General features: G+C 69.2%; 20 protein-coding genes and 2 tRNA genes. 11 read left to right on the top strand and 11 right to left on the bottom strand.

Going from position 1 to position 22,736, the window contains the following annotated elements:
• Positions 1 to 6: 6 nt before the first annotated feature.
• The 3 genes from otsB to ACFSXZ_RS14345 all read right to left on the bottom strand — a co-directional run bounded on the left by otsB (position 7) and on the right by ACFSXZ_RS14345 (position 5,636).
• Positions 7 to 2,535 carry a trehalose-phosphatase gene (gene otsB, locus ACFSXZ_RS14355; RefSeq protein ID WP_378265327.1) on the bottom strand — a complete coding sequence of 843 codons (2,529 nt, stop codon included), beginning with the start codon at positions 2,533 to 2,535 and terminating at the stop codon, positions 7 to 9.
• 56 nt (positions 2,536 to 2,591) lie between these two features.
• Positions 2,592 to 4,034 (bottom strand): alpha,alpha-trehalose-phosphate synthase (UDP-forming), encoded by a 1,443-nt coding sequence (locus ACFSXZ_RS14350; protein ID WP_378265325.1) that lies wholly within the window; start codon positions 4,032 to 4,034, stop codon positions 2,592 to 2,594.
• A gap of 87 nt (positions 4,035 to 4,121) precedes the next feature.
• Positions 4,122 to 5,636, bottom strand: a complete 1,515-nt coding sequence (locus tag ACFSXZ_RS14345; protein WP_378265323.1) for a threonine/serine exporter family protein — start codon at positions 5,634 to 5,636, stop codon at positions 4,122 to 4,124.
• A 142-nt stretch (positions 5,637 to 5,778) separates the two neighbouring features.
• Here ACFSXZ_RS14345 and ACFSXZ_RS14340 point away from each other — a divergent pair.
• Positions 5,779 to 5,851: transfer RNA gene (locus tag ACFSXZ_RS14340), tRNA-Thr, on the top strand.
• Positions 5,852 to 6,009: 158 nt separating this feature from the next.
• Positions 6,010 to 7,260 (top strand): hypothetical protein, encoded by a 1,251-nt coding sequence (locus ACFSXZ_RS14335; protein WP_378265321.1) that lies wholly within the window; start codon positions 6,010 to 6,012, stop codon positions 7,258 to 7,260.
• Between the two features lie 10 nt (positions 7,261 to 7,270).
• Here the strand turns inward: ACFSXZ_RS14335 and ACFSXZ_RS14330 are convergent, their stop codons facing one another.
• Together ACFSXZ_RS14330 and ACFSXZ_RS14325 are read right to left on the bottom strand one after the other, a co-directional pair.
• The gene (locus ACFSXZ_RS14330; protein WP_378265319.1) at positions 7,271 to 7,768 is read right to left on the bottom strand and encodes a hypothetical protein; all 498 of its coding nucleotides are present in this window, start codon (positions 7,766 to 7,768) and stop codon (positions 7,271 to 7,273) included.
• Positions 7,769 to 7,950: 182 nt separating this feature from the next.
• Positions 7,951 to 8,697, bottom strand: a complete 747-nt coding sequence (locus ACFSXZ_RS14325) for an endo alpha-1,4 polygalactosaminidase (protein ID WP_378265317.1) — start codon at positions 8,695 to 8,697, stop codon at positions 7,951 to 7,953.
• Positions 8,698 to 9,113: 416 nt separating this feature from the next.
• Between ACFSXZ_RS14325 and ACFSXZ_RS14320 the strand changes: the two genes are divergently transcribed.
• Positions 9,114 to 9,713: a hypothetical protein gene (locus tag ACFSXZ_RS14320; protein WP_378265315.1), complete on the top strand. Its 600-nt coding sequence runs from the start codon at positions 9,114 to 9,116 to the stop codon at positions 9,711 to 9,713.
• A gap of 6 nt (positions 9,714 to 9,719) precedes the next feature.
• On the opposite strand, the gene ACFSXZ_RS14315 is transcribed toward ACFSXZ_RS14320, so the two are convergent.
• Together ACFSXZ_RS14315 and selD are read right to left on the bottom strand one after the other, a co-directional pair.
• Complete coding sequence (locus tag ACFSXZ_RS14315) at positions 9,720 to 10,124, bottom strand: CoA-binding protein (protein ID WP_378265313.1); 405 nt, start codon at positions 10,122 to 10,124, stop codon at positions 9,720 to 9,722.
• 92 nt (positions 10,125 to 10,216) lie between these two features.
• Positions 10,217 to 11,209 (bottom strand): selenide, water dikinase SelD, encoded by a 993-nt coding sequence (gene selD / locus ACFSXZ_RS14310; RefSeq protein WP_378265311.1) that lies wholly within the window; start codon positions 11,207 to 11,209, stop codon positions 10,217 to 10,219.
• 62 nt (positions 11,210 to 11,271) lie between these two features.
• Here selD and ACFSXZ_RS14305 point away from each other — a divergent pair.
• The 4 genes from ACFSXZ_RS14305 (at position 11,272) to ACFSXZ_RS14290 (ending at position 14,897) form a co-directional block, all read left to right on the top strand.
• Positions 11,272 to 11,366 (top strand) — tRNA-Sec (locus tag ACFSXZ_RS14305).
• A complete protein-coding gene (gene selA / locus ACFSXZ_RS14300; protein WP_378265309.1) occupies positions 11,366 to 12,652 on the top strand; it encodes an L-seryl-tRNA(Sec) selenium transferase in 1,287 nt (428 codons plus the stop codon). The genes ACFSXZ_RS14305 and selA overlap by 1 nt, the downstream gene beginning before the upstream one ends.
• Positions 12,640 to 14,331: a SelB domain-containing protein gene (locus tag ACFSXZ_RS14295; RefSeq protein ID WP_378265307.1), complete on the top strand. Its 1,692-nt coding sequence runs from the start codon at positions 12,640 to 12,642 to the stop codon at positions 14,329 to 14,331. Before selA ends, ACFSXZ_RS14295 begins: the two co-directional genes overlap by 13 nt.
• A gap of 110 nt (positions 14,332 to 14,441) precedes the next feature.
• Positions 14,442 to 14,897 (top strand): hypothetical protein, encoded by a 456-nt coding sequence (locus tag ACFSXZ_RS14290; RefSeq protein ID WP_378265305.1) that lies wholly within the window; start codon positions 14,442 to 14,444, stop codon positions 14,895 to 14,897.
• A 66-nt stretch (positions 14,898 to 14,963) separates the two neighbouring features.
• Here ACFSXZ_RS14290 and ACFSXZ_RS14285 read toward each other — a convergent pair whose 3' ends face one another.
• Positions 14,964 to 15,341, bottom strand: a complete 378-nt coding sequence (locus ACFSXZ_RS14285; protein WP_378265304.1) for a cupin domain-containing protein — start codon at positions 15,339 to 15,341, stop codon at positions 14,964 to 14,966.
• 194 nt (positions 15,342 to 15,535) lie between these two features.
• Between ACFSXZ_RS14285 and boxC the strand changes: the two genes are divergently transcribed.
• Genes boxC through ACFSXZ_RS14265 form a run of 4 tightly spaced genes read left to right on the top strand, consistent with a single transcriptional unit; the run spans position 15,536 to position 21,049 of the window.
• Positions 15,536 to 17,152 carry a 2,3-epoxybenzoyl-CoA dihydrolase gene (boxC, locus tag ACFSXZ_RS14280; protein WP_378265302.1) on the top strand — a complete coding sequence of 539 codons (1,617 nt, stop codon included), beginning with the start codon at positions 15,536 to 15,538 and terminating at the stop codon, positions 17,150 to 17,152.
• A gap of 4 nt (positions 17,153 to 17,156) precedes the next feature.
• The gene (boxB, locus tag ACFSXZ_RS14275) at positions 17,157 to 18,575 is read left to right on the top strand and encodes a benzoyl-CoA 2,3-epoxidase subunit BoxB (RefSeq protein WP_378265300.1); all 1,419 of its coding nucleotides are present in this window, start codon (positions 17,157 to 17,159) and stop codon (positions 18,573 to 18,575) included.
• A gap of 60 nt (positions 18,576 to 18,635) precedes the next feature.
• Positions 18,636 to 20,195, top strand: a complete 1,560-nt coding sequence (locus tag ACFSXZ_RS14270) for a benzoate-CoA ligase family protein (RefSeq protein ID WP_378265298.1) — start codon at positions 18,636 to 18,638, stop codon at positions 20,193 to 20,195.
• Positions 20,192 to 21,049, top strand: a complete 858-nt coding sequence (locus tag ACFSXZ_RS14265) for an amidohydrolase family protein (RefSeq protein ID WP_378265296.1) — start codon at positions 20,192 to 20,194, stop codon at positions 21,047 to 21,049. Before ACFSXZ_RS14270 ends, ACFSXZ_RS14265 begins: the two co-directional genes overlap by 4 nt.
• 1 nt (position 21,050) lies before the next feature.
• Here the strand turns inward: ACFSXZ_RS14265 and ACFSXZ_RS14260 are convergent, their stop codons facing one another.
• From ACFSXZ_RS14260 to ACFSXZ_RS14250, 3 genes are all read right to left on the bottom strand, one after another.
• A complete protein-coding gene (locus tag ACFSXZ_RS14260; RefSeq protein ID WP_378265294.1) occupies positions 21,051 to 21,437 on the bottom strand; it encodes a VOC family protein in 387 nt (128 codons plus the stop codon).
• Positions 21,438 to 21,538: 101 nt separating this feature from the next.
• Positions 21,539 to 22,108 (bottom strand): TetR/AcrR family transcriptional regulator, encoded by a 570-nt coding sequence (locus tag ACFSXZ_RS14255; RefSeq protein ID WP_378265292.1) that lies wholly within the window; start codon positions 22,106 to 22,108, stop codon positions 21,539 to 21,541.
• Between the two features lie 95 nt (positions 22,109 to 22,203).
• Positions 22,204 to 22,647 (bottom strand): MarR family winged helix-turn-helix transcriptional regulator, encoded by a 444-nt coding sequence (locus ACFSXZ_RS14250; protein WP_378265290.1) that lies wholly within the window; start codon positions 22,645 to 22,647, stop codon positions 22,204 to 22,206.
• Positions 22,648 to 22,736 lie beyond the last annotated feature (89 nt).

Genomic DNA, 22,736 nt, shown 5'->3' with positions numbered 1-22,736 from the left:
AACCCCCTACTGGGCCAGAAGCTTGGCGCAGCGGATGAGGCCGAGGTGCGAGTAGGCCTGAGGGTGGTTACCCAGGGAGCGTTCGGCGATCGGGTCGTACTGCTCGGGCAGCAGACCGGTCGGCCCCGCGGCGTCGATGAGCTGCTCGAACAGCTCCTCCGCCTCGGTCCGGCGCCCGGACAGCAGATAGGCCTCGATCAGCCAGGCCGCGCACAGGTGGAAGCCGCCTTCACCACCGGGCAGGCCGTCGTCGCGCCGGTACCGGTACACCGTCGACCCGCTGCGCAACTCCGCCTCGATCGCGGTGACCGTGTGCTGGAATCGCTCGTCCGAGGGATCCAGCAGCCCGGAAAGCCCGACGAACAACGACGCCGCGTCCAGGTCCGTGCCGTCGTAGGCGGTGGTGAACGCCTGCACCTCGCCGTTCCAGCCGTTGGTCAGCACGTCCGTGGCGATCGCGTCGCGCAGTTCCGGCCAGCCCTCGGTGATCGGCCGTTCGTAGATATCGGCGAGTTTGATGGCCCGGTCGATGGTCACCCAGCACATCACGCGCGAATACACCCGGTGGCGCGGCACGTGCCGTTCCTCCCAGATGCCGTGGTCGGGCTCCGACCAGCGCCTGCTGACCGCCTCGGCCATCGCCCGCACCAGCTGCCAGTCCTCGTCGCGCAGCTCGCCGCGGACCTCGGCCAGCGAGCACACCAGCTCGACGACCGGGCCGAACACGTCCAGCTGCACCTGGTGGTTGGCCAGGTTCCCGACCCGCACCGGGCGCGAACCCGCGTACCCCGGCAGGGATTCGATCACCGCTTCGGCACCCAGCTGCGTGCCCGAGATCGTGTAGAGCGGATGCAGTCGCTCGGGTCCCGCCAGCGTGCCGAGCACGTCGTGCAGCCAGCGCAGATACCCCTCGGCCTCCTGCACCGAACCGAGGCCGACCAGCTCCCGCACGGTCATCGCGGCGTCGCGGATCCAGCAGTACCGGTAGTCCCAGTTCCGCACGCCGCCGATCTCCTCCGGCAGCGACGACGTCGCCGCGGCGAGCACGCCACCGGTGTCGCTGTTGCACAACCCGCGCAGGGTCAGCGCCGACCGTGCGACCAGTTCGGTCTCCACGTGAGGCAACTTGAGCCCGGACGCCCAGTCGCTCCAGAACGCGCCCGCGCGAGCACGCCGATCCACTTCGGACAGCTCGTGCGGTCCGAGGCTGGTGGTGCCACACCGCAGTTCGAGCACGACCGGGTCCTGCGCGGTCGGCTGGACGACGGCGGAGGCGGTGTCGTGCAGGCCGTCGGAGGTGATCTCCCAGGACAGCCCCGGGGCGCGAAGCACGATCGGCTCGGAGGTACCGAGCACGCGCAGGCCGTCCTCTTCGGCCACCAGCCGCACCGGCACACCACCGAATTCGGGACGTGGTGCGAAGACGACCGACGCTTCGGCCGAACCGGAGATCACCCGCACCAGATCGGTGCGGTGTGCCGGGCCGCCCGGTTCGAGGTAGTCCGTGACCAGCAGCCGCGACCAGCGGGTTTCCACGGTCATCGTGTTCGGCAGGTACCGCTGCCCCAGTGGCAGCCCGTTGCGATGCGGTTTGATCGAGAAATGGCCGGCGCCGCTGCCGCCGAGCAGGTCGGCGAAGAGGGCGGGCGCGTCGGGGCCGGGGTGGCACAGCCAGGTCAACCGGGCGTCCGGGGTGACCAGCGCCACCGAGCGCTCGTTGGCCAGCATCGACAACCGCTCGATCGGGGGCGCCTGCTCGCCGTAGAGCCAGTTCCGGCGCTCTTCGAGGATGAACGCGAGCACGGTCGCGACGTCTTCGGGGCCGCTGATCCGGTATCCGGCAAGGGTTTCCCCGTTGCCGACCTTCACGCCGATGTCCGGCCCGGACAACCGGGCGAACGCCTTCTCGTCGGTCACGTCGTCGCCGAGGAAGATCGCCGCGGTGGCGCCGACCTGGTGGCGCAGCGTGTCCAGCGCACGGCCCTTGTCGGTCTGGACCACCGCCAGCTCGACGACCTGCTTCCCGTCCGTGGTGGTGACCCCGGGCCAGGTGCAAGGTCCACTGTGGATCGAGGCGAGCACCTCCTTCGCCGCTTCTTCTTCGGCGCGGCGGACGTGCACGGCGATACTGGCCGGCTTGACCTCCATCTGCACCCCGGGCACGCCTTCGGCCAGCCGGTTCAGCTCGCTTTCCAGTCTGCGGTGCAGGTCGCGGGCCTTGGCGTCGAGCGCGTGCACGAAGCCGATGTCGAATTCCGAACCGTGGCTGCCGACCAGGTGCACCTCGCCCGGCAGGCGGGAGAGAATCGCCAGGTCACGCAGGGCGCGGCCGGAAATCACCGCGGTGGTCGTCTCGTGTAACCCGGCAAGCGAGCGGAGCGCGCCCACGGATTCGGGCAGCGGTCGTGCCTCGTCCGGGTTGCTCACGATCGGAGCCAGTGTCCCGTCGTAGTCGCACGCGACCAGAAGTCGCGGCGTGCGGGCGATCTGCACGATCGCGCGACGCAATTCGGCGGGCAAGGACTCGGCGGTCAACACTCCTCCTCAGGAGCTCTAAGCATCAAAGTGTCAGTGTGACAGGTGGGCGAAGCTTACGAGACAGGTTCCGACCCCAGTGCTTCGAGGAACGATCTCGCCCATCGGTCGACGTCATGGGTGAGGACCTGACGCCGCAACGCGCGCATGCGACGCCTGCCCTCGGCTGGGTCGAGGGTAATAGCCGCCTCCAAGGCGTTTTTCACCCCATCGAGATCATGAGGATTCACCAGAAAGGCGCTGGTCAGCTCGGCGGCCGCGCCGGCGAACTCGGAAAGCACGAGCGCGCCGCCGAGATCGTGCCGGCAGGCGACGTACTCCTTGCACACCAGATTCATCCCATCGCGCAGGGGCGTCACGACCATGACGTCCGCCGCGGAGAAGAACGCGGCCAGCTCGGTACGGTTCACCGACTGGTGCAAATAGTGCACGACAGGGTGGCCCACGCGGGCGAATTCGCCGTTGATCCGGCCGACCATCTGCTCGATCTCGCCACGCATCCGCTGGTAGTGCTCGACCCGTTCCCGGCTGGGGGTGGCGAGCTGGACGAAGGTGACATCCTCCGGACGGACCCGGCCCTCGTGCAACAACTCGTGCAAGGCCTGCAAGCGCAGGTCGATGCCCTTGGTGTAGTCGAGCCGGTCGACGCCGAGCAGCAGCGTTCTCGGGTTGCCGAGGTCGCGGCGGACCTGCGCGGCGCGCTCGGCGACCTCCTTCGTACGGGCCAGCGCGTCGAGGCCGGTCGCGTCGATGGAGATCGGGAACGCGCCGACGCGCACGGTCCGGTTGCCCACCTGCATCATGCCCGGCCGCGACCGCACACCGACCGCGCCACGGCTGGGTTCCAGGCCCACCAGGGTCCGGGCCAGCCACAGGAAGTTCTGCGCGCCGCCCGGGCGGTGGAAGCCGACCAGGTCGGCGCCGATCAGCCCGCGGACGATCTCGGCCCGCCACGGCAGCTGCATGAACAGCTCCACCGGCGGGAACGGGATGTGCAGGAAGAAGCCGATCCGGAGATCCGGGCGCAGTTCACGGAGCATGCTCGGGACGAGCTGGAGCTGATAGTCCTGCACCCACACGGTCGCGCCGCCCGCCGCGACCTCCGCGCTGGCCTCGGCGAACCGGCGATTGACCTTGACGTAGGCCTCCCACCACTGCCGGTCGAACACCGGCCGCTCGACCACGTCGTGATAGAGCGGCCAAAGCGTCGCGTTGGAGAAGCCTTCGTAGTAGTCACGTACGTCCTCGCTGGTGAGCGTGACCGGATAGAGCACCATGCCCTCGTCGGCGAACGGGTCCACTTCGACGCCCGGCACGCCCGGCCAGCCCACCCAGGCGCCCTTGCGGGAGCGGAGGAAGGGTTCCAGCGCGGAGACCAGCCCGCCGGGGCTCGCCGTCCACCGCTGAGTACCGTCGGCTCCCCGGTCGAGGTCGACGGGCAGCCGGTTGGCGACCACGACGAAGTCCGCCGAGCCCTGGCCGATCGCTGATTCGCTCACGTCACCCGCTCCCTGTGCGCTTCGTCGCCGACCACACTATCCCGTGGCCGGAAACAAGATCGATACCGCACGCTGGGGCAACGCCGCCTACTCCAGTCGCCGCTTCGCGGGACGCAGCGGCCCGGCCATCCGAGGACCGGCCAGCTTGCGTTCCAGTCTGCCCAATCCCGTGCGCACCGGCTGGGCAAGATATTCGCCGAGCACCACTCCGGCGGCCAGCGCGAGCCCGCTGGCGACGGCTCGCATGAGGGTCGGGACCCCGCTTGCCCTGGTAGCGAGCTCGTAGAGGCCGAGATAGGTGGACAATCCGGGCAGCAGCGGTGTGATGCCCGACACCGCGACGACCAGCGGGGTGACCTTGAGCCGCCGTGCCAGGACGCCTCCGCCGAACCCGACCAGGGTCGCGGCCAGCGCGGAGGCGCTGATCGAATCCAGTGAAAGCACCATCAGGCCGCCCCACGCTCCCGCTCCGATGGCCCCGGCCGCCGCGGCGACCAGCATCGACTGCAGGGTGGAATAACTCGCCAGCGCGAAGCACGCCGCGGCGCCCGCGCCGGAGATGGTGACCACCGGCAGGCCGAGCGCGGTCTGCGCCGGAAGGTCGGGCACCACCCGGGGAAGGCCGAAGACGTTCGCCAGGTTCAGCGAGAGCGCCACTCCGGCGATCAGCCCGGCACTCATCAGGACGGTTTCCATGGTGCGTCCGGCCGCGGTCACGTTGTAGCCGGTGATCGCGTCCTGCACGGCCGAGACCGTGGAAAGGCCGGACAACAGCACCGTGATCGCCGCCGCGGCGACCAGGGTCGAAAAGCGCATCGGCACCAGCCCGGTGCCCACGGCGATCGTGGCCAGCCCGGTGGCCACGGTCCCGCCGACGACCTGCTGGAAGAAGAACGGCAGGGAGTACCGGTTGAGCAGGCGGCCGAGCCGGTCCACCAGCGCCGAGATGACGAACGCCCCCGCGGCCACGTCGGGGCCGCCGCCGAGGATGAGGGTGACGAACAGGGCCATGCCGCCCCAGGCCAGCGTCGCCACCCAGCGCGGGTACGGATGCGGCGCGGAGGTGATCCGCTGGAGTTCCGCGTGGGCTTCCTCGGCACTGACATTGCCGCGAATGATCTGCCGCACCAGCATTTCCGCCGCGGACAGCCGGGTGTAGTCGAGGCCGCGCGAGCGGACCACGCGCAGCGCGCTCACCGGCGCCAGCTCGGTGCCTCGGTGACAAGTGACCGTGATGGACGTGAAAATGACGTCGACTTCGCAGTGCGGCAAACCGAACGCGGAAGTCAGGGCCAGGATCGTGGCGGTCACGTCCGAGGCGCCCGCACCACTGGCCATCTGCACTTCACCGATGCGCAGCACCAGATCGAGAACGAAGTTGACCGTAGCGTCGTCGGGCAGTGCCGGACCGTGCTCGGCGCCGGCGTCCGGGGCGGGCTGCTCGCCGGTCGGCGCTTCGAGGATGTGCCAAGCCCGCTGCCGCGGCTCGGTCGGACGTTTGCGCCTGTTCGACCGGCTGACCGCCGGATCCCGGGGCGCCTCCAGAATGTGCCAGCCGCGTCTGCGGTTCACCGGACCGCGCACGCGCTGGGTGCTCGTCATACGGCATCGACCTCCCTTTCCCACCTTGGACATCGCCGCAGGGGCGCGACCGTAACGGCCTCGATCCGGTGGTTTACGCCACTTCACCCATGGTCCGTCGGTCTCGGCGCGCCCGCAGCGGTTGCTACGATGGGCAGGTCTTGCCGACTTAGCTCAGCTGGTAGAGCAGCTGTCTTGTAAACAGCAGGTCAGGGGTTCGAGTCCCCTAGTCGGCTCCGTTCCGACCACACGGCTAACCGGGCATGTCGCGTCGGCCGTGGGGCGCAGGATCACCGAGCTACCCTGCGGAGGCTGGTAACACCCCGGACGTCTGCCCTTCGCTTTGCCCTCGCGACCGGTCACCTTTTCGCTCTCGCCCGGCAGAGTGGGCACAATGCGGGTGCGAAAACACCAAGACCGGTACGAAGAACGGTCGGCTCCGCGGCCGACTCCCTCGCCGGCGATGGGCGGCACCGCCGCCGATCGCGTCGCCATGCTGCAGCGCACTGTGGGCAACGCCGCGGTGAGCGCCGCGCTCGCCGTGCAACGCAGCGACGGCGACCCGGTGGTCCCCGAAATCGGCGAAGAGAACGGCCCGTCCGCGACGAGCACGGACCTCAGCGCGCTCAACCCCCGCGAACGCGGGCTGAGCACCAAGTACGGCATCCGCATCGGCCCCGCGCCGGGACCGGACGTCCGCCACTTCTCCGACAAGCTCCTCGACCGCATCGATGCGGCGCTTGCCCAGCTACCGACGATCGACGTGCGCACGAACGATGAGCTGCTGGCCATCGAATTGGACACGAACCCCGAGGGCAGCGCGACCCTCTACCACGGCACCACCCAGTCCGTCGGCGTGGTCAAGCCTGTCCTGGCCGGCGGCGTCCGCGCCCCGCAGTTCCTCTACGCGATGCTGAACACCGACATCGACTGGCAGCGCCGGAAGATGGACAAGGCGCTGCTCGCCGAATACGGCGTCGAGCAAGCGGGCAACCGCACCATCTTCGGGCAGCAGGGCAACCTCGTGAAGTGGACGGTCCGGCACGAGGTCGGCCATGCCGTCGACCAGAAAGTGGGCTGGGAAGAGAATCTGGCGGCGGAAGTACGCTTCGGCGGCTGGCAATCCTATGGCCTCACCACCGAGATCCAGGTCGCCGGCGCGATCCTCGCCAAGGCCGGATTGACCGGCGTCACGTTCACCGGGCACCAGACCGCCGCCGAGTCCCTGGCCCCGCTCCTCAGACCGGGGGAAGTGGCCCAGCGACTCGACGACGGCACCTTCGACCGGTTCCTCAGACGCTTCAACCCCGCGCCCACCCCGGCCCAGCGGCAGCGGGTGCTCGGGTTCCTGCGCACGGCGATCTCGGTGCCGTGGACCTTCCCCGACGGCGGCGCCACCGCGTTGGAGGTCAACGGCCGCGTTTACCACATCGACCAGTACGACACGTGGGTCAGCTACCTTCGAGCACAACGCGCTGCCTACAAGATCTCGAACTATCAGTACTCGTCGCCCAAAGAGTGGTTCGCCGAGGCCTACTCCGCCTACTTCAACACCAAGAAACCCGGGTTGCGACAACAGATCAACCCGCAGGCGCTCGAGTGGTTCCACGAGCACGAGACGAACACCCGGTCATCGGGCGCCTGACCACCTGCTCTCAGCCCGGTTCGGTGTGGAAGGAGACGCCGCCCGTCTTCCCGCCCTGCCCGTCGTCCTTCCCGTTCGAGCAGATGATGCTCCTGGCCGTGGCACCGGCACCGGCGTCGACGGCGCAGGACCATCCCCGCGAGAGGGTCTTGTTGCGCTGGGTTCCGCTGCCGTTGCCGGGGGCCTTCAGGTATTCGTCGAGGACGTTGAACGCTTCGGTGCAGCCGACGACGCCCGCGTCACTGGAATCGGCGATGAGGGAACTCGGCTGGCCGTTGGGCAGCGTGACGGCGCCGCAGTCGATGCCGCCGGTGGTGGGCTGGTCGCTGCTGCTCCCGGTGCGCTCGCCGGCCAGAGCCTGAGAACTGCTGCCGGCGCTCTGTGATGACGGCGCGCTGGCCGGTGCGTTGCCCGGCTGCGCGTTGTTTCCGCTCACGGACCCGCACGCGGCCAGCAGCGCCACTCCTGCCACCATGGCCGGGAGGACTGCGATCAGCCTTTTGGTCATTGCGTGTACCCCTGTCATTTCGTTTGGTCGCTTCTTGCCTCTGGACGCCTTGTCGTCGAACAGGTTGCGGGGTGAAAGCCCGGTCTGGTGACGCCGGTCCGAAAGGGCAGAACCCGCGCCGGAATACTCTGATCCGGAACGCCGGGCCGGCACCGCGTCGCGTCTACATCGGACACTCATGGTCAGCAATGCCGGTAGGTGTAGGAAGGATCGCCTGCCGGGACCAGCCGGCGGTCGCGGAGAATCGTGGACTTCGGCGTCGCCGGATCTGCGCACACCTCGGAGAAAGAGGCAGGCGCGTTGTCGGTGTATTCGATGTCGATCACGCGGTCGTCGTAGGCCGATCGGTAGGCCGCGCATTCCTGGAAAGCGGCGCATTCCTCGGCCACCGCGAAATCGAATCCGGCCTGCCGTCGAGCACGAGGCCCGAGTTCGGCGGCGTTCTTCTGGGCGACCGCGAGGCCCGCGGCATGGGCGACGCCGGCGAGTTCGGCCGCGTAGGCGAGGTTGTCCTCCGCGGTGAGCGCGCCGCCTGACCGGCTGAACGAGTCGAGGTTGTCGATTTCGACGGCGTCGAATCCGCTCTGGCGGCAACCACGGATCGTCTGACCGACGATATCGGTGAGCCGTCGGCGTTTCGTTTCGGCGGAGGTGTCGAGAAGGAACTCGTCGGGCCAGTCGGGGTCCGTCCGCGGCCGGCCGTCCGGGCCGCTGAGGAGCAGGTCACGCCGGGAGGCGAGCCACGTTTCCCGCTCTCCTGGCTGAGTCTGGTACCCGTTGACGTAGCAGATGTTGTAGAGCCCGGGAACGGTGCTCGCGGTACTGTCCCGGACCACTTCGGAGACCCCCGCCGGGGGCGAGTACGCGCCACCCAACTGGTAGTCGACGACGGCATCGACCGCCGGCAACCTGATTTCCCGTTGTGTCACAGGGGTTTCCCCGCTCGGAAGGGGTGGGCCGGGCTCCGGTGCGTCGCCGCAGCCGACGGCGAGTGCGAGGACGAGCGATGTGACCGGGGCCAGGCGCGTAAGCCGGAACCCTCCCTGTGACATACGAGTTCGCTCTCCGCTCGCGGTGACCCGGTCCCGGCCGGGCCCCGAGGCGGACACCGTATCGCGAACAAAAGGAGATTTCGGTGAAAGATGCCCGAGAACGGGAAGTGCGCACCTTTGGGTGGCGAAAGGAAAGTTGACCGCCCTGGTTGTCCCGCGTTGTACTGTTCTTCGAGTCGCCGCCCGTCACCGCGGCGCTTGACTGAGGGGACATCGACATGACGTATCCGCCCCAGCCCGGAAATCCGGGGTCGGGAGGGTTTCCGCAGCCACCCGGGCAGTACCCCCCGCCCATGCCCCAGTACCCCGGGGGCGCCGATCCGGAGTTGAGGCAGCAGCCCAGCGGAGGCACCGCGATCGCCGCCGGGGTGCTCGGCGTTCTGGGTGCGCTCTTCGGGATCGTCTTCGCGCTCATCGACTTCGGCAGCGCCAAGGATCTCGCGGGCGCCAAGGTCGCGTGGGTGGTGTGGATGCAGGCGATCGCCTACACGATCGAGGTGGTCACCCTCGGTCCGGGCTCGATCCTGCTGTTCGTGCGCAGGACTCCCGGGAGGTGGCTGGTCCTCGCCGGCAGCCTGGTGCAGATCGTGCAGGGCATCGTCGCGGTGATCGCGATGCTTTCGCTCAGTCACAACCTGATTCCGGACAAGTCGCGGGCGACCGTGGCCGGCGCGGGTGTCGGCGGGCTGCTCGTCGTGCTGGCTCCGGCGATCGCGACCGTGATCCTGGTCGTGCTGCCCGCCACCGGACGCTGGCTCGCCTGGACGAAACAGCAGTCCGCCGCACCGTCCGCGTATGGGCCCCCGCCCGGCTATGGGCCACCGCCCGGATATGGCCAGTCGTCCGGCTATGGGCCGCCGCCTCCCGGTTACGGGCCGCCGCCGGGAGCCTGAACCGAGTCAGTCCTTGGTGATTCCGGCGAGGGCGCGGACGACGGCGATGCAGCGATCCTCGATGTAGGTGAGGCCGCCGTCCTCCGCGATCCGCCGCGCTTCTCTGGACACGATGCCCTGCTGGAGCCACAGCGTCTTCGCGCCGATCGCCACGGCCTGCCGCGCGATCCCCGGGGCCTCGGCGGCGGGGCGGAACACGTCCACCAGGTCCACCGGTTCGGGAATGTCCTCCAGCGACCGGTACACCTTCTCGCCGAGCAGTTCGTCGGCCGACGGGTGCACCGGGATGATCCGGAATCCCGCGGCCCGCAGCGTCGCCGGCACACTGTGCGCCGCCTTGCGCGGGTCGCGGCTCAGGCCCACGACCGCGATCGTGTCGGCGGCGGCGAGGGCGCGTTCAGCGAGGTCCACACCCTGGTGAACCTCGCCGCGCGGGGCGGTATTCCAATCCCGGCCGACGTGCCTTCGCAATGCGGCCTAGCGCGCCTTTGATGAAACACTGCCTAGCGCACCACGATCGTGTGCTCGCCCCGGGGCACCAGTTCGCCGATCACCGGCGCGCCCGGGATCTCGCCCGCGACCAGCAGCCCGCCGGAAGTCTGCGCGTCGGCGAGCAGTAACGCCTCGTCTTCGGTGACCGCGGAGAGGCCGGCGTGCGGGCGGACCCAGTCGAGGTTGCGCCGGGTACCACCGCTGACGTACCCGGCCGCCAGCGCCTCCCTCGCACCGTCCACATAGGACACAGCGGTGGCGTCGACAACGGCCGTCACCCCGCTGGCCCTGGCGAGCTTGTGCAGATGACCGAGGAGGCCGAACCCGGTCACATCGGTGGCGCAGGTGATCCCGGCTTCGAGCGCGGCCCGCGCGGCGTCGGCGTTGAGGGTGGTCATCACGTCGATGGCCGCACCGAACACTTCCCCGGTCGCCTTGTGACGGGCGTTGAGTACTCCGATGCCCAGCGGCTTGGTCAAGGAAAGGGGAAGCCCTGGGCGACCGGAATCGTTGCGCAGCAAGCGTTCGGGGTCGGCCATGCCGGTGACCGCGAGACCGTACTTCGGTTCCGGATCGTCGACGCTGTGCCCGCCCGCGAGATGGCAACCCGCCTCGGCGCACACGTCGAGCCCGCCGCGCAGGGTTTCGGTGGCGAGTTCGAACGGCAGCACTTCCCGGGGCCAGCCGAGCAGGTTCACCGCGACGACGGGCTTTCCGCCCATCGCGTACACATCGGACAGGGCGTTCGCCGCCGCGATCCGTCCCCAGTCGTAGGGATCGTCGACCACCGGGGTGAAGAAGTCGGTGGTGGCGATCAGGGCCAGTCCCGGCTGGACGGCCACGGCCGCCGCGTCGTCCCCGTCGTCCAAGCCGACCAGCAGTTCGCCGAGCGGGTCCCGTGGCCGGGCGCCGGTGAGGCCGCGTACGACGTCTTCGAGTTCGCCAGGAGGGATCTTGCAGGCGCAACCACCACCGTGCGCGTACTGGGTGAGCCGGTAAGCCATGCCTCCATGGTGCTCCGTTCGCGCGTTCCCCGCCGGGTTGCGAGGATGTGCGCATGAGTCAGGGAGGCGTATCCGGTCTGGTGGCCGGCGCGGTCTTCAAAACCGTTGAGCGGTGGACACCGCCGCTGGCGGGTTCGATTCCCGTCCGCCTCCGCCATGCCTAGTCCCGATCGTCGGCGGCTGGTGCCGCGGACCGACGCGATTCTCGCGCACCCCGCGATCGCGGAAGCCGAACGCGCGCTGGGCCGTGCGCTGGTGAAGTCGGTCATCGGGGCGGCGCAGGACAAGGCCCGCGCCGGGGAGATCGAACCCGGCGCGGTGACCGAGTACGTGATCGCCACGCTGCCGGCCACCGCGTCCGGCCTGCGGCCGGTCATCAACGCCACCGGCGTTCTGGTCCATACCAATCTTGGCCGGGCTCCGCTTTCCGGCGCCGCGCTCGACGCCGTGGCCGCCGCGGGCCGAGCCACCGATGTCGAGTTCGACCTGGAGACCGGCCGGCGTGCCCGCCGGGGTCGCGGTGCGCTCGCCGCGCTGGCCGAAGCCGTTCCCGCGGCGGGCGGAGTGCACGTGGTGAACAACAACGCCGCTGCGTTGCTGCTGGTCGCGCTGGCCCTGGCCGCGGGGCGGGAGATCGTGCTCAGCCGCGGTGAGATGGTGGAGATCGGCGACGGGTTCCGGATCCCGGAGCTGCTGGAGTCCACCGGGGCGCGCCTGCGCGAGGTCGGTACGACGAACCGGACCACCCTGAACGACTACGCCGACGCGATCGGCCCGGAGACGGCGTTCGTGCTCAAGGTGCACCCGTCCAACTTCCGTGTCACCGGGTTCACCGCCGGGGCCGGGGTCACCGAGCTCGCGGGCCTGGGGGCGCCGTTGGTCGTCGACATCGGATCGGGCCTGCTCACGCCGCATCGGCTGCTGCCGGACGAGCCGGACGCGACGAGCGTTCTGGAAGCCGGGGCCGACCTGGTCACGGCCAGCGGTGACAAGCTGCTCGGCGGTCCTCAGGCCGGGCTTCTGCTCGGTAGGGCGGAACTGGTCGAGCGACTGCGCCGTCATCCTTCCGCCCGCGCGCTCCGCGTGGACAAGCTGACCCTCGCGGCGCTCGAAGCGACCTTGCGCGGCCCGCGTCCGCCGGTCGCGCGGACGCTCGAACTCGACCAGGAAGCCCTGCGCCCCCGGGCGGAACGGCTCGTGGCCGAAATCCCGGAGGCCACGGTGGCCGACTGTGTCGCGGAGGTCGGCGGAGGCGGAGCGCCCGGCGTCACGCTGCCCAGCGTCGCGGTCAGCCTGCCCGCCTCGTGGGCGGCACGCCTGCGTACCGGCGACCCCGCCGTGGTGGGGCGGGTCGAGCGCGGCCGCTGCCTCCTTGACCTGCGCACCGTCGACCCCCGTGAAGACGAAAGCCTGCTCAGGGCGATGCGGCGATGTTCGTCGTAGCCACCGCGGGCCACGTCGACCACGGCAAGTCGACGTTGGTGCACAAGCTGACCGGCATCTGGCCCGATCGACTCGAAGAGGAGCGGCGCCGCGGTCTCACCATCGACCTGGGTTTCGCCTGGACGACCATCCAGGGAAGGCAGTTCGCTTTCGTGGACGTGCCGGGTCACGAACGCTTCGTGGCCACCATGCTCGCCGGGGTCGGGCCGGTGCCCGCGGTGCTGTTCGTGGTGGCGGCCGACGAGGGCTGGATGCCGCAGTCGGGCGAGCATCTGGCCGCGTTGGACGCGCTCGGGGTGCGGCACGGGCTGGTGATGATCACCAAAACGGATCTGGCCGATCCCGCGCCCGCCGCCCGGCAGGCCGGTGAGGCGCTCGCCGGGACTTCGCTCGCCGCCTCGCCGGTGGTGACGTCCTTGGACGAACTCCGCTCCGGCCTGGTCACCTTGGCGGAGGGCCTCCCGGCCCCGGACCGCGAGGCGGACGTTCGCCTGTGGGTCGATCGCGCGTTCAGCGTGCGCGGCGCGGGAACCGTGGTCACCGGAACGCTCGCCGCCGGGACCATTCGTGTGGGTGACGTCCTGGAGCATGCCGGCGAGCCGGTGAGCGTGCGGGGCCTGCAATCGCTCGGCGAGTCACACGACGAGGTGAGCGCGGTCGCCCGCGTCGCCGTCAACCTGCGCGGGCTCGACCGGCGCCGCATCGGCCGCGGCGAGGTGCTGCTCACCCCGGGGGCCTGGCGCGCGACCGACGAGGTGGACGTGGCGTTGCGTTCGGCGGGGCAGTTGCACCGGAACCTGGTACTGCATCTCGGGTCGGCTTCGGTCCCGGTGCGGGTCAGGCCGCTGGGGGCGAGCGCGGCGCGGTTACGGCTCGCGAGAAGCCTTCCGCTGCGCGTAGGGGACGTCGGGCTACTCCGCGATCCGGGCGAGCATCGCATCGCGGCGGGCATCGAGATCCTGGACGTTCGCCCGCCGGCACTGGACCGTCGCGGCGCCGCGCGGGCACGAGCCGAGGAACTCGCGTCGGGACGGGCACGGCCACCGGCCTTCGCCAAGGCCGTGGACCTGCGCGCGATGGGCTTTCCCGTGTCCGGAACGCGCGTCGGTGACTGGGTCGTCGACGAGGAGAGCTGGTCGCGCGGAAGGCGGGAGGCGATCGACCGGTTCGGCCGCTGGTCCGCCGAACATCCCGTCGCGGCGGGAATGCCCATCGAGGTCCTGCGGCAGGCCGCCGCCCTGCCCAGCGCCGAACTGGTGCCGGAACTGCTCGCCGGGACCGGTCTCGTGATCTCCGAAGGCCTGGTGCGACGACCCGGAGCCGGCCTACCCCCAGAGGTCGACCGAGCGGTCCGGGTCGTGGAACGGGGGCTGGCGACGGAACCGTTCCGGGCGCCGGAAGCCGACGATCTGGCGCGCCTGGGGCTCGGCGGCCGGGAACTGGCGGCCGCGGTCCGGGCGGGCAGGCTGACCCGGATCTCCGACGGCGTGGTGCTCGGCCCGGACGCCCTCGAACGAGCCGTGGAGATCCTCGCCGAGCTGCCGCAACCGTTTTCGGTGAGCGAGGCCCGGCGTGCCCTCGGCACCACCCGCAGGGTCGCCGTGCCGCTCCTGGAACTGCTCGATGCCCGGCGGGTCACCACACGGCAGGAGGATGGCACCCGCCGTCTCGCGGGATGACGACTTCCACCGGGTCACACGGTGGTGTGAGGCACGGCCGAACGGGCGGGAAAGCGGTTTCGCGCCTCAGCGTGGCGGGTAGCCCACTGCTGGTAGGAGAGGAGCCCGTCGTGGACACCAATGCCTATGTGACCTTCCTGGTGGTCGGGGTGATCCTGGTCGTGATCGACGGCCAGATCATTTACCACAGCGGAAAGCGCTTTCTGGACAAGGGAGACCGGCAGGCGGGCAGCTCGATGACCAATCTGGTCACCGTGCTGTTCCATCTGGTCGTACTGGGCGTGCTCGCGCTGATGTCGACCATCGACTTCCCCGGCGGCAGCTCGATGGCCGGGATCATCGGCCGGGTCGGCGTCATGCTGCTGGTGCTGGCCTTGGCGCACGCCATCACGCTCGGGGTGCTCACCCGGATGCGCGAAGAACAAGTGGCGGAGAACGTCAAGGCCCGCATCAACGCGCCGGTCCAGCGCACCAGCGAGGCGAGGGTCGACCCGATAACCGGTGCGGAAGAGGTGCGCCGGACATCGACCGTCGACCAACGTATGCCCTACACCACGGAGTCCTGATCAAGGCCCGCACCACGGCCGTCTCGCCGGTCACCGGCGGCGAGGCGGCCGTGGCCGTGTGCGGGGCTACCAGGGGCCGTGGACGCGCTGGGCTTCGTCCGGACCGTCCGGCCAGGGCGGGGCGGTGATGGCGATGACGTGAAGGCCGTCCGGGCCGCCGCGGAACTGGAACCGCGTGCCGAGCGGGATGGTGAGGCACACGCCCGGCTCCAGCTCGGTGATCTCCTCGTGGCCGTCCTGATGCCGCCACATCCTGCCGCCGCCGCTGATGACGTACCAGACCTCTTGGACCGAGGCGTGCGAGACGGCGTGGGAAACCTGGCTTGGCGCGAGTTCGAACCGGGCGAAGGTGGCGACCCCCGGTAGCACACACAACTGGCGGACGGTGGAACCGTCCGGCGCGGTCACCTCGGGAGCGTGATCCGACCTGATGGTGGTGAACATGGCGTCAACGCTAAGGCGGATCCGTCGCCGTGGGGGCCAGTTCGCAGATATGCGACAAGATTAGTCGCGTAGGCGGCTGCGCAGTGGAACTCCGATGCCGGGTTCTTGCCGGGAAACAGCCGGTCAAGTTCGCGTTGCGGCAAAAGATCTACACAACATTGACGTTCGCCAATTCTGTGTAGAGAATTATTCCCATGCGTACGGTCTCGTTCGATCGCCGGCCCGACCGCTACCGTCACTGGCGGCTCGGCCTTCAGCCGCCGATCGCGTGGCTGGAGCTCGACGTCGACGAGCAGGGCGGCCTGGTCCCCGGTTACGAGCTTAAGCTCAATTCGTATGACCTCGGCGTGGACATCGAACTCTACGACGCCGTGCAGCGCCTGCGGTTCGAGCATCCGGAGGTGGGCGCGGTGGTGATCACCAGCGCCAAGGAGGGCGTGTTCAGCGCCGGAGCCAACATCCGGATGCTCGCCGCCTCGACTCCCGAGTGGAAGGTCAACTTCTGCAGGTTCACCAACGAGACCCGCAACGCGATCGAGGACGCCACCGAGAACTCCGGTCAGATCTACCTCGCCGCGGTCAACGGAAGTTGTGCCGGCGGCGGCTATGAGATCGCCCTGGCCTGCGAGAAGATTCTGCTGGTCGACGACGGTTCGTCCACCGTTTCGCTGCCCGAGGTGCCGCTGCTGGGCGTGCTGCCCGGCACCGGTGGCCTGACCCGTCTGGTCGACAAGCGGCGGGTCCGGAAGGACCGCGCCGACGTCTTCGCCACGCGTCCCGACGGGGTCAAGGGACGTACCGCGGTGGAGTGGGGACTGGTCGACGAACTCGTGCCACGACAGGGCTTTCGCGAGGCGGTCGCCCAGCGGGCTCGTGAACTCGCGGCGCGTGGCGGCCGCCCCGACGACGCGCGAGGCATCGAGTTGGATCCGCTCGAACGCGTCGAAACGGCGGACTCGATCGAGTACCGCTTCGTCTCCGCGAAGGTCGATCGCGGTCTTCGCGCCGTCACCATCACCGTCCGGGGCATGGACGAGCCCGACTGGCTCCTTGCCATGACGCGCGAACTCGACGACGTCATCCTTCGCCTGCGCACCAACGAACCGGAGCTCGGAACGTGGGTCCTGCGGACCGAAGGCGATCTCGAAGCGGTACTGGCCAACGAGCGCGGTGTCCTCGGCGCGAACGACTGGTTGTCCACCGAAATCCGGCACTACTACAAGCGCACGCTGAAACGGCTCGACGTCACCAGCCGGAGTTTGATCGCCCTGATCGAGCCCGGCAGCTGTTTCGCCGGCGTGCTGCTGGAACTGGCGCTGGCCTGCGACCGGCAGTACCTGCTCGACGGTCCTCCGATCGACGACGAGGACAGTGAAGAACGGGCCACGATCATCCTGACCGACGCCAACTTCGGCGCTTTTCCGATGGGCAACGGGCTGTCCCGGCTGGAGTCCCGCTTTTACGGCGATCGCGCTCATCTGGACGCGCTCAAGCGAGAGCGTGACCGCGGGCTCCAGGCGCCCGACGCGGTGAAGCTGGGTTTGGTCACCGCCGCGCCGGATGACCTCGACTGGGCCGACGAGATCAGGATCGTGCTCGAAGGCCGGGCCGCGCTGTCCCCGGACGCGCTGACCGGGATGGAGGCCAACCACCGCTTCGCCGGGCCGGAGACGATGGAAACCAAGATCTTCGGGCGCCTGTCCGCCTGGCAGAACTGGATCTTCAGCAGGCCGAACGCCTCGGGGCCACAGGGCGCGCTGCGCCGGTACGGCACCGGGCAGAAGGCGACCTTCGACCGCGAACGAGGGTGACGCGATGCCGGACCAGATCGACTACGACGCCAAGATCCCCAACAACGTCAACCTGTCCGAAGATCGCCGGCTGCAACGCGCGCTGGAGGGCTGGCAGCCGAAATTCCTGAACTGGTGGGGCGAGATGGGCCCCACCCTGGCGACGCACGGCGTGTACCTGCGCACCGCGGTGAGCGTCGGGCGTGAGGGCTGGGCACATTTCGACCATGTCGAGGTGCCCGACTACCGCTGGGGCGTGTTCCTCGCCGAACGGGACCCCGACCGCGTGATCGCCTTCGGGGAGCACCGGGGAGAACCGGTTTGGCAGCAGGTGCCCGGCGAGTACCGGGCCGATCTGCAACGGCTGATCGTGATCCAGGGTGACACCGAGCCCGCGTCGGTGGAACAGCAGAGACTGCTCGGCCTGACCGCGCCGAGCCTGTACGACCTGCGGAACCTGTTCCAGGTCAACGTCGAAGAGGGCCGGCATCTGTGGGCGATGGTCTACCTGCTCCACGCCTACTTCGGCCGCGAGGGACGCGAAGAGGCCGAAGCCCTGCTGTACCGGAACTCGGGCAGCCCCGACGCGCCGCGCATTCTCGGGGCGTTCAACGAGGAAACGGCCGACTGGCTCGCCTTCTTCATGTTCACCTACTTCACCGACCGCGACGGCAAGTACCAGTTGGGCACGCTCAAGGAGTCCGCGTTCGACCCGTTGTCGCGCACCTGCGAGTTCATGCTCAAGGAAGAGGCCCATCACATGTTCGTCGGCACCACCGGTGTCGACCGCGTGGTGCTGCGCTCCGCCGAGCTGATCCGTGAACACGACACGATGGACATCGGCGCGTACGGCGGGATACCGCTGGAGGTCGTCCAGCGGTATCTCAACTTCCACTACACCGTTTCGCTCGACCTGTTCGGCAGTGAAACTTCCACCAACGCCGCCAACTACTTCACCGCCGGGCTCAAGGGCCGGTGGTCGGAGACGCGCCGCAAGGACGACCACCGGCTCACCGACGACAGCGGTGAGCTCGAACGGCCCCGCGACGACGGCACCTGGACCCGCGACGAGGTGCAGAAGATCCTCCTGCTGAACCTCGATCTGCGGGGCGAGTACATCGCCGACTGCGAATCGGGCGTGAAACGGTGGAACCGGATTCTGGAGGAAGCCGAGATCTCCTTCCGCTTCGCGCTCCCGCACCCTGGTTTCAACCGGAAGGTCGGCATAAACTCCGGCCACCACATCACTCCCGACGGGACGATCGTCGATGCGGCGACCTGGCGGGCCGGTGTGAAGAACTGGTTGCCGACCAGCGAGGATCTGACGTTCGTCCGTTCCCTCATGCACCCGGTCTACGAGCGCGGGAAGATCGCGAGCTGGGTTGCCCCGCCGCGGCAGGGCATCAACGGCAAACCGTTCGACTACGAGTACGTGTACCTGTAGGGAGCGCCCTGTCGACGCGATCGCGGGGGCGCGCAAACTCGCGGAGGAATTGAGGCGAGCATGACCCGGTTCAATGCGGCGGAGTATCTGCTCGACCGTCACGTGCGCGAGGGCGCGGGCGGCCGGGTCGCCGTCGTCGCGGGCGGCCGGACGCTCACCTACGCCGAACTCGCCGACGAGGCGCGCCGCGTCGCGGGGGGCCTGGCCGCGCTGGGCGTGCGCCCCGAGGAACGGGTCATGCTGTGCATGGTCGACGGCATCGAACTGCTCACCGGGATCCTCGGCGCCATGTACCTGGGCGCGGTCGCGGTCCCGGTGTCCACCATGGTCACCGGCGTGGAACTGGGCAAGGTACTGGCCGATTCGCGCGCGCGGGTGCTCTGCGTTTCGGGCGAGTTCACCACGGCCGCGGCGGAAGCACTGGAACGCGCCGGCGAGGTCACCGACGTCGTACTCGATCGCGCCGATCCGGCCGGGTTCACGGGCCGCACCCACGACTGGGCGGGACTGTCCACATCGGAGCCTCTCCAGACCTACTCCACTTGGGAGGATTCGCCCGCGCTCTGGCTCTACACCTCGGGTACCACGGGTGAGCCCAAGGGCGCGATGCACCGCCACGCGAGCATTCGCGCGGTGTGCGAGACCTACGGCAGGCAGGTGCTCGGCGTCCGCGACAACGACCGGTGCTTCTCCGTGGCGAAGTTGTTCTTCGCCTATGGAATAGGGAATTCGGCGTTCTTCCCCCTGTCGGCCGGCGCGGCCACGATCCTGGAGCCGGAACGGCCCACGCCCGCATCGGTCGCCGAGCGGGTGCGCGACCAGGCCCCGACCCTGTTCTTCGGCGTGCCCACGTTCTACGCGGCACTGCTCTCCAGTGACATTCCCGATGACACGTTTTCTTCGGTGCGCCAAGCGGTTTCGGCGGGCGAGCCCTTGCCCGCGGTGCTCTTCGAGCGGTTCGCCGACCGGTTCGGGGTGGAGATTCTGGACGGCATCGGGTCCACCGAAGCCCTGCACATCTTCCTGTCGAATCGCCCGGGCGAGGTGGTGCCGGGAACCACGGGGGTGGCTGTGCCCGGTTACGACATCGAGCTCCGCGACACCTCGGGCGCGCCGATCACCGGCACCGGCGAGGCCGGTGAGCTGTTCGTGCGAGGCCCGTCGACCGCCTTCGGGTACTGGAGCCGTTACGAGACGACCAAACGCGTCTTCCAGGGCGAGTGGCTGCGCACCGGGGACAGCTTCGTCCGCAACGCCGACGGCACCTTCAGCTGCCTGGGCCGCTTCGACGACATGCTGAAGGCGGGCGGCATCTGGGTTTCACCGTCCGAAGTGGAGCAATGCCTGCTCCGGCATCCCGGCGTGGCCGAGGCCGCCGTGGTGGCCGCGCCCGACGCGGACGGCATCGACAAACCGGTCGCCTGCGTGGTTCCGGCGTCGGGTCAGGAGGTCGGCGAGCGGGAGCTGATCGACTTCTGCCGTGACGAACTGGCGGCGTTCAAGCGGCCGCGTGCCGTGGTACGCCTGGCCGAACTGCCGAAGACCGCGACCGGCAAGATCCGCCGGAACGTGATCCGTGAGCAGGTCCGCGACGCGCTTCGCCCGGGAGCACTGACGTGATCGACTCTCGTACCGTGGTCGACGCCCACGTGCACGTGCCACGACTCGCCACGCTCAAGCCGGCCTGGTTCGAGTGGGCCGATCACTTCTCGGGCCCGCATGACTGGCGCTCGGCCTACGATGACAACGGCGATCCCGTGCCGGCCGCGCTGGACGCGTTGCTGGAGGCGGAGGGCGTGGACCGGGCACTGCTGTTCAGCGAGTACAGCCCGCGCGCGACCGGTATCCAGCCGATCGAGGACCTGCTGCCGATCGTGGCGCACAACCCGGTCCGGTTCCGGCTGGTCGCGAACGTCAACCCGTACCTGCATCATCCGGTGGCCGCCGAGGCGGAACGGCAACTCGATCTCGGGGCGGTGGCGCTGAAAATACATCCGGTACACGGCGCGTTCTCCCCGGCGGACAAGGAGCTCTACGCCGCCTACCAGGTGTGCGCGGACCGCGACGTACCGGTGATCGTGCACTCCGGTCCCAGTACCTTTCCCGGCGCTCGAGCGGCTTTCGGCAATCCGGAGCTGTTGTCCGACGTGGTCGAGGACTTCCCCGGGGTGCGGTTCGTGCTCGCGCACGGCGGCCGTGGCCGGTGGTACGACGTGGCGGCCGGCCTCGCGCTAGGGCGGGACAATGTCTGGCTGGACCTGTCCGGTCTGCCGCCGAGGAAGCTGCCCGAGTACTACGCGCGCTTCGATCTCACCCGGCTGGCCGGGAGGTTCATCTTCGGCACGGACTGGCCCGGCGTGCCCGGTACCCGCCGCAACGTCCGCGAACTCGCCGCGCTCGGGCTGCCCGAGGACGTGCTGACCGGGGTGCTGTCGGGCCACGCGGCAAAGGTGTTCCCGCGCCTGGACATCTGAATTACCTGGCGACCACCTCGTGCAGGCAAAGGACGTTGCCTTCGCTGTCGGTGAACCACGCGGCCTTCTCGTCGCCGAGGGTGGCGATGTGGTCGATCGTCCGGATTTCACCGGCCTCGAAGTCCTGGAAGCTGACTCCTCTTCCTTCCAGTTCGGCGACTTCGGCCGCGATGTCGTGGACCTCGAAGCTCATGGCCGTGTTCTCGCTGGGTTCGACGCCGGGAAGCGGGCGCAGGCCGATGGCGTCGCCGTGACCGATCTCGAAATAGCAGGTTCCGTCCGAACCCGTGGTCGCCAGGTGCAGGCGCAGCTTCTCGGCGTAGAACTCGCTGGCCCGGCTCACGTCCTTGACCGGAAGCATGGTGGTGATGGGTGACTCGTTGAGCATTGCGCCTCCTCACGTCAAGGCGCCGCGATCGGCCGCGGCGCGACGAAACCATCGTGCTACTCCAAATGGCGCAATGGCAACGGCGGTGTGGTGGTGGGACTTCACTGCCGGCGGCGCATTCCGTCCAGCACGAGGGTGATGACACCGTCGGCCTCGGCCCGCCAACCGGGGCGGTCATGGGCCGCGCCGATGCCGTGCAGCGCCATCATGACGGCACCGGCTTCCACGTCGTCGCGGATGGCTCCGTCCCGCACGGCGGCGGCCACGATGTCGGTGACAGCCTGCTCCAGTGCCTGGCTGCCCTCGGCGAGGGCACTCGAGCGATCGGCCATGAGCGTGGCCAACGTCCGGGCCAGGCCCTGATGGGCGTCCATGTGGTCGACCATGTCACGGAGGAAGGTCGCCAGGGCTTCGTCCGCAGGCATGGTGGCCTGGAGCCGGCGGGCGCGTTCGCACAGTGTGGCGACCTCCTCGCGGTAGACGGCCTCGGCCAGCGCCTCCCGGGTGGGGAAGTGGCGGTACAGCGTGCCCGTGCCCACCCCGGCCAGGGAAGCGAAGTCATCGAAGCGCAGGTCGAAGAAGTTTCCGGCGTCGAAGACTTTTCGGGCCGTGGCGAGCAGGGCCTCGCGCTTGCGCCGGGCGTCGGCCCGCAGCGGCTTGTCGGCGATCATGCACTACCTCGGGTTGGCAAATGGAGATGACCTCCGAATCGATTCTAGTGCTGGTGTTGCGTGAACCCAGGCGGCGGAACCGGCCTTCGCCCGGCTCAATCCGCGTTGACCTCGCGAAGGGACCGCATGGTTTCCGCCAGGGACGCGGCACCCTCGGGGCCGAGCGGGTCCAGGACGCGGCGCCGCAGGATCTCAGCGCACGCCTGACGCGCCTTCTCCGCGACGTCACGGCCGTGTTCGGTCAGGCAGGCGAAGGTGACCCGGCGGTCGTCCGGGCTGGGTGAGCGCCGGATCAGGCCGGCGGCGACCATCCGGTCCGCGACCTTGGTGAACCCGCCGCTGGAGAGCGCGGCCTCGGTGGCCAGGCGGGTCATCGGCATCTGGTGGTCGGGGGTGCGGACGAGACGCAACAGGATGTCGAAGGTGGCGGGCGTGAGATCGAAGCGCTCGGCGATCTCCCGCATGAGCGCCTCCTGGGTCGCCAGATAGCCCTCGATCACCAGGCCCCACCAGGTCACGATCTCGTCGTCATCGGCCACAGGGACACTATAGCGCTTTTATCTTTCGGGAAGATATCTTGCGCGCGAGAGGTTTGCGGGTTACGTTGGAGATACGCCCCTCGAAGGAG

This window comes from Amycolatopsis pigmentata (genome assembly GCF_042684065.1).
GTDB lineage: Bacteria > Actinomycetota > Actinomycetes > Mycobacteriales > Pseudonocardiaceae > Amycolatopsis_E > Amycolatopsis_E pigmentata.
This window is presented reverse-complemented; position numbering and strand designations above follow the sequence as displayed.